This window comes from Mycobacterium sp. (genome assembly GCF_035314905.1).
Classification (GTDB): Bacteria; Actinomycetota; Actinomycetes; order Mycobacteriales; family Mycobacteriaceae; genus Mycobacterium.
Genome location: NZ_DATFYW010000232.1, coordinates 1 through 5721, shown reverse-complemented (window position 1 = coordinate 5721; position 5721 = coordinate 1). Strand labels below are relative to the sequence as shown.

Genomic DNA, 5721 nt, shown 5'->3' with positions numbered 1-5721 from the left:
CACGCCACCGTGGACGAGCTGGCGGGGTTGCCGCCGCATCTCGTCTCGGTCAACGAGCTCGACGTGCTTCGCGACGAGGGCCTCGCCTACTACCGCAAGCTCAGGCAGGCCGACGTCGCGGTCACCCTGCGGACCGTCCCGGGCGCATGCCACGCCGCGGACATGATGTTTCCGGCACACATGCCCGACGCCTATGAGGCGACCATCGGAAGCGTCGGCGACTTCGTGGCACGCCCCGGCGCCTGATCAGAGTCGAGCCGGTCCGCTGACGGGATGACGGCGATGTCGCGGCCCGTGAGCGGCTCGGCGCACTGGTCGCACGCCAGAGTCGCCACGAACGCATCCCCGCATGCCTCATGCGTCAAGAGCACCGCGGGCCCTTCGGGGGCGAGGAACCAGCGCTGCGCCCACTGCAGCGACAGCACCAACACCGGGAAGAACGCCCGGCCCTTCTCGGTCAACTGGTAGCGGGGAGCCCCGGTCAGCACGCCGGAAGCGGCCAGGGACGCAAGCCGTTCGGCGGTCACGCTCGGAGGCGCGCCGAGCACGGCCTGGAAATCGGTGAAACGCGCGATGCCAAGAAACGCGCCGACCAGCAGCGCCGCGGACCAGCGGTTGCCGAAGATGCTCATCGTCTCGGGGAACAGCCCGGCCTGGACTCGCTGGCGGCCCGACCGCCGGCGGGTGGCACCGGCCGGCGCCGACCGGGGCCAGGACCCGCTCGGACCCCATTGAGCCACCACGTCTTTCGCGGTCACGGCCTCGCCGCAGGAACCGCAGCACAGGCTGGGCGCGAAGTCACGGCCGCACAGCCCGTGGTGCATGCTCGGCAGGTCCGCGGCATGCATCGGGACCCAGTGGCGCTCCCACTCCCAGATCGACAGCAGCACCGGCCACAGGCCTCTGCCGCGGGCGGTGAGCTGATACTCGGCGCGCAGCGGATTGGTCTGATACACCCGGCGACTCAGCAGAGCATCGGCGCTCAGCACCTGGAGGCGCGCTGACAGCACCGAATGCGAGATCGGCAACCGCGCGCCGAAGTCGCTGTAGCGCCGCGCGCCCAGCATCGCCTGCTGGGCGATAAGCAGAGTCCATTCGTCGCCGAGCAGACCGAGCATGCGACCCACCGCGTTGGTTCCGCCGCCCGCCAGGGCGCTCGGGGCGTCGATGCCGCCCACGCCTACATCCCGATCGCGGCCGCTGCCGAGTCCGTCTCACGCCAGCGCCGCAGCTCGGCGCCCGCCGCCCAGGTGGAATGTGTCCCGCTGGAAATCCGTTCCGGCAGTTTCATTTTGCACACCGGCCCATCGGCGACGCGGCGAGCGTCGAACACCAGGCAGTAGGACGCGTCGGCGTTCATGTCCGTGGTCAGCGTGACCAGATACCCGTCATCCTCAGCCGTGCTGCCGACCCGCGGGGCCATCGCGGTTTCGCTGCCGTAGACCCCGTCACCGAACGCGAAACGCTCCTGTGCGCCGGTATGCAGGTCGTGTTTGACCAGGCCGTCGAACAGAAACCACGACGGCTTGCCGGTCGCGGCGTAGGCGTACCGGTAGGGTCCGCCGGCGAACCGGCTGTTGATCATCCCGAATTCGGTGATGCTGTCGGACAATTGCCCCTCGCTCACCGCCCCGGTGCGCAGGTTGAGCCGCCAGCGGTGCAGCCGCGCCTGCATGCGATCCAAGGCCAGGAAGCGAAACGCGCGCTGCCACTTGTCCCCCGTGCCGCTGTCGGCCGGCTCGGGATCGCCCTGGAAGAAGCCGTCCAGCACGATCTCGTCACCGTCCTCGTACGCGTTGACGAAGTGCAGCACATACGTCGGAGCCGCCTCGAACCACCGGATGTCCTCCGACCGCCCGCGCCGCGGGATCACCGCGAACCGCGACGGCATGTCGCTGTGGAAGCGCGCCGCGTGCACGTCCCTCCTCAGCAGCTCCGGGTCCCAGAACAGCGGAAAGTCATTGAGAATGGCGTAGTTTCGCGTGTAGGCCATGTCGTGCGGCAGCCGCGGCCCGGGCAGCGGCACGTCGACGTAGTGCACCAGGCGGCCGCGCTCGTCGACCACGCCGTAGTGCATGTACGGGGCGGCCTTGCTGTAGTTGAAGAACAGCAGTTCCCCGGTGGCTTCGTCGACCTTCGGATGGGCCGATACACCCCAGTCATACGGGAAACGCCCGTGCCAGCTCTCCTTGCCGAGCGTCTCGGCTGAGAACGGGTCGACGCGGTACAGGTCGCCGCACTGGTAAAAGCTGGTCAGCGCGGTACCGCGATGCACGATGACGTCGGTGCTCGACGCGTCCTTCATCCGGCCCCTGGCGCCGTGGCCATCGTCGCGCGTCGAGAGCGCCGGTGGCTCGGCCAGCCCGGCCCACAGCGGGCCACCGGCCTCGTTTTCGGCAAGCAGACCGTCGGTTCGAATGAATCGGTTGCGGTAGAAGGCCTCACCGTCGCGGAAGCCGACGACGTGGATCATGCCGTCGCCGTCGAACGGGTGATACGCCTTCATCGACGGGTGCAGCGGGTTCTCGGTGTTGCGCAGATAGACCCCGTCGAGGTCGGCGGGAATGTCGCCTTCGGCGACCTCGAGGTCGTCGGCGAGCCACTCAGTGCTCTGAGGCCGCCACGGACCGGTCCGGTAGGGGTGGTCGTCGTCAGCGGGCAGCGTCGACAACCATTTCCCGACGATCTCAACATGCATGCGAAGCAATCCTTTTCAGTTAACCGCGCCGATCACGAAGCTGACCGCGGTCGCGGTACTGCCGCCGATGTTCAACGTGCCGAACCGGCGTGCGCCCTCGACCTGGTAGTCACCGGCGGAGTCGGCGACCTGCTTGGCGGCGTCGACCAGCATCCGCACGCCCGATGCGCCGACGGGGTGGCCGCCGCCGATCAGTCCTCCGCTGGGGTTGATCGGCCAGCGCCCTGTCATCGCAATGTCGCCGCTCTCCACCGCCTTCCACGACTCGCCCGGCGCGGTGATCCCGATGTGGTCGATCGCGAGGTACTCGCTGGGGGTGAAGCAGTCGTGCACCTCGAACCCGTCGATGTCCTCCAGCGTCACCCCGGCCCTGTCGAACGCGTCCTGCACCGTGGCACGTAGGTGAGGCAGCAGGTGCGGATCGCCGCCGGGCCGGTCGAGCTTCTGTTGCAGGCCCAGTCCGACGGTGCGGTGCCCCCACCCCAGGAGCCGGGCGGTCGGCTTGGCGTCGGGGTGCGCGCGCAGGTAGCCGTCGGAAACCAGAACGACGCCCGCCCCGCCGTCGGTGATCTGGCTGCAGTCGAACCGGCGCAACCGTCCCTCGACGACGGCATTGGCGTCGCCGTCGAGATCCGGCACCTGCCAGTCGCGGGTCTGCGCGTGCGGGTTCTTGCGCGCGTTGGACAAGTTGAGCTCGGCGATCGCGCGCAGGTGACGCTCGTCGAGGCCGTAGCGCCGGTCGTATTCCTCGGCGACCCGGTTGAACATGTACGGCCACATGAACTTCGCGTTCTCGCCTTCGTGACCGACCCATGCCGCGGCGCCGAGGTGAGCGGTGGCGGTGTCGCCGGGCACGGTCTTCTCCATCTCGACGCCGATGACCAGCGCGCAGTCGTAGCCGCCGGACCGCAGGTCCGCCGCGGCGGCCAGCGCAGCGACGCTGCCCGACGCACACGCGGCTTCGTGGCGTGTCGCCGGGACGCCCCAGAGCTGGTCGCAGACGGTTGCCGGCATCGCGCCGAGGTGCCCCTGGCCGGCGAAGAGCTCGCCGAACGCGTTGCCGACGTGGATCACGCCGACGTCGGCGGCGGGCACGCGCGCCGAAGCCAGCGTGGCGTCGACGACCTCCCGCGTCAGGTCGGCGAAGTCGCCGCCCTCGCGGGTGATGTTGCGGGCGAAGTCCGTTTGATAGCCGCCCAGGAGCCAGACGTTCGAGCCGTTCACGGCCCGTACTCTACTACAGTTAACGGAGTTACTTCGCTAGTTTCGCGGTCGGATGTCGGCGACGTCTGGCCACGAACACGATCCACGACACGCAGACCGCGGCAAACGCCAGCACCTGAAGCACCCCGACGGAACCGGCCGCGTACAGGACCCCGGTCAGGTAGTGGTCGATGAATCCGCCCGGAGGGAGCCGACCCATCCCGGCATGCTGTCGGGCCCATCGCTCCAGCCACGTCAGCGGGCACGGGAAATGCAACACAACGCTGCCGACCCCCCACAGCACCGCCGCCACGTGCAGCCAGATCGTTCGCGGCCACCGCAGTGCAAGAAACCCGCCGCTGGCCAGGTAGACCAGGAACGCGAAATGTGCGACCACGACGGCCGCGACCACCATGATGTAGAGGTCCCTCATTCGCTCCTCCCCGTTTCACGGAAGGCGCTGTGTCCTGCTTTCCTTCACGTCCCACTGTGGCACACAGCGCGTGCAGACGATTCGTCTCGCCGCTCTGCGCAGGCATTCTCCTGGCGGCGTGCGGATCGCAGGCGAGCGCACCGCCCATGCCGACCGCGGACAGCGCCCGGGCCGACGCGATCGTCAACGTCGTCCGCTCCACGATGGCGCAGGCGCATCTGCGGTCTGCGATCGTCCGCGTCACCGTGGACGGCAAAGAGGTCGTCACCCGCGCCGTCGGCGAGTCGATGACCGGTGTGCCGGCCACCACCGACATGCATTTCCGCAACGGCGCCGTGGCGATCTCATATGTTTCGACGCTGCTGCTGAGGCTGGTCGACGAGAAGAAGGTCGGCCTCGACGACAAGCTGTCGAAGTGGCTTCCCGACTTCCCGCACTCCGACCAGGTCACGCTTCGCCAGCTCGCGCAGATGACGTCCGGCTACCCGGACTACGTGCTCGGCAACGACGAGTTCAACGCGGCGCTCTACGCCAACCCGTTCCGGCAGTGGACCACCGATGAAATTCTGGCACAGGTAAGTTCACGGCCGCTGTTGTACCCGCCGGGCACCAACTGGAACTACGCGCACACTAACTACGTGCTGCTCGGGCTGGCGCTGGAGAAGGCCACCGGGCAGGACATCCCAACGCTGTTGCGGGACAACGTCCTGGGACCGCTGGGCCTCACCCACACCGCGAACTCCGACACCGCCGAGATTCCGGCGCCGGTGCTGCACGCGTTCTCCTCGGAGCGCCGGGAAGCACTCAAAATCCCCACCGGCACACCGTTCTACGAGGAGACCACCTACTGGAACCCGTCGTGGACGATCACGCACGGCGCCATTCAAACCACAACGATCGACGATCTGGCGGCGACGGCGTCGGGCATCGGCTCGGGGAAGCTGCTTTCCCCCGAGTCATACCACGCGATGGTCTCGCCACAGCTGCGCGGCAAAACCCATGCGCAACCAGGCTGCCCGACATGTGCCGAACTCAACGACGTCTACACCTACGGGCTCGGCATCGTGATCTCCGGGGACTGGCTGCTGCAAAATCCGTTGCTGGCCGGCTATGCCGCGGTCGAGGCATATCTGCCGTCGCGAAAGATCGCGATCGCGGTCGCGGTCACCTACGACCAGGGCGCGTTCGACAACAGCGGCAACTACAACAACGCGGCCGACACGCTGTTCCGCAGCATCGGCGCGCAGCTCGCGCCCGACGACGCTCCCCCGCTGCCACCGGCCAAGTAGCCTAGCCCGCGTGGCACGCAAGGTGTTGTTCGTCGTCAACGATCCGGTCTCGACGGAGGCTCTGCTGGCCGACGCGTTCGCCGACCACGGTTTCGACG

6 protein-coding genes are annotated in these 5721 nt (G+C 68.2%); 2 read left to right on the top strand and 4 right to left on the bottom strand.

Going from position 1 to position 5721, the window contains the following annotated elements:
- A partial coding sequence (locus tag VKG81_RS20200) for an alpha/beta hydrolase (RefSeq protein WP_324398502.1) occupies window positions 1-246 on the top strand: 246 nt, incomplete at its 5' end.
- Here VKG81_RS20200 and VKG81_RS20195 read toward each other — a convergent pair.
- The 4 genes from VKG81_RS20195 to VKG81_RS20180 all read right to left on the bottom strand — a co-directional run bounded on the left by VKG81_RS20195 (window position 192) and on the right by VKG81_RS20180 (window position 4334).
- The gene (locus VKG81_RS20195; protein WP_324398504.1) at window positions 192-1118 is read right to left on the bottom strand and encodes a winged helix-turn-helix transcriptional regulator; all 927 of its coding nucleotides are present in this window, start codon (window positions 1116-1118) and stop codon (window positions 192-194) included. The genes VKG81_RS20200 and VKG81_RS20195 overlap by 55 nt on opposite strands.
- A 62-nt stretch (window positions 1119-1180) precedes the next feature.
- Window positions 1181-2698: a carotenoid oxygenase family protein gene (locus VKG81_RS20190; RefSeq protein ID WP_324398501.1), complete on the bottom strand. Its 1518-nt coding sequence runs from the start codon at window positions 2696-2698 to the stop codon at window positions 1181-1183.
- A 15-nt stretch (window positions 2699-2713) separates the two neighbouring features.
- Window positions 2714-3922 (bottom strand): acetyl-CoA acetyltransferase, encoded by a 1209-nt coding sequence (locus tag VKG81_RS20185; protein ID WP_324398500.1) that lies wholly within the window; start codon window positions 3920-3922, stop codon window positions 2714-2716.
- Window positions 3923-3950: 28 nt separating this feature from the next.
- Window positions 3951-4334 (bottom strand): DUF2784 domain-containing protein, encoded by a 384-nt coding sequence (locus VKG81_RS20180; protein ID WP_324398499.1) that lies wholly within the window; start codon window positions 4332-4334, stop codon window positions 3951-3953.
- 56 nt (window positions 4335-4390) lie between these two features.
- On the opposite strand from VKG81_RS20180, the gene VKG81_RS20175 reads away from it, so the two are divergent.
- Window positions 4391-5623 (top strand): serine hydrolase domain-containing protein, encoded by a 1233-nt coding sequence (locus tag VKG81_RS20175; RefSeq protein ID WP_414685349.1) that lies wholly within the window; start codon window positions 4391-4393, stop codon window positions 5621-5623.
- Window positions 5624-5721: the final 98 nt, after the last annotated feature.